Here is a 598-nt window from a genome sequence, read left to right on the forward strand (position 1 = left end):
TGCGATCGACCAGCATCCCCATCTTGCGGCTGAATTCGCCGTTGCCGTCGGGCAGCATGAACACCTTCTCGATGTCGCGCGATTTCGCCCACTGGAACATCACGAAGGCATCGTTGACCGACAGGCACACCACGCGGTCCACGCCCAGCGCGCGGAAATCGTCATGCGCGCGTTCGTATCCCGGCAGGTGGCTGTCCGAACAGGCCGGGGTAAAGGCGCCCGGCACGCCGAACAGCACCACGCGCTGCCCGGCGAACACGTCGTCGCTGGACAGAAGCTTCCATTCATAGGGGTTGGGCCCGCCCAGCGCGTCATTGCGCACGCGGGTGTGAAAGGTGGCGTCGGGCACGGTCTGCGGTGTCATTCTGGCTGTCTCTCCCTGCAAGCGGCGCGACCATAGACGACGCGGCCGCCCTGTCCAGCCGCTACCAGAATTCGGTGCCGGGCGCGCCCTTGATGCGCCCCGACAGGTTGGGCGTGACCCAGCCGCCATAGAACCGCCCCGGCTGGGGCGTCACCGGCAGGCCCGCCACGGTGCAGGCGTCCATCGGCGCGGGGTAGAAGGCCAGGTATCCCGCCAGCGCCGCAAAGGCCGGGG

Annotated in this window: 1 protein-coding gene; it reads right to left on the reverse strand. The window is 68.1% G+C overall.

The genetic code is table 11. The features are described 5' to 3' along the window. On the reverse strand, nucleotides 1-349 hold a 349-nt coding region (locus ACLD7X_RS17920; RefSeq protein ID WP_425625464.1), incomplete at its 3' end, for a redoxin family protein. Nucleotides 350-598 lie beyond the last annotated feature (249 nt).

The sequence above is a fragment of the Aphanothece microscopica RSMan92 genome (assembly GCF_046613545.2).
GTDB lineage: Bacteria > Cyanobacteriota > Cyanobacteriia > PCC-6307 > Cyanobiaceae > NIES-981.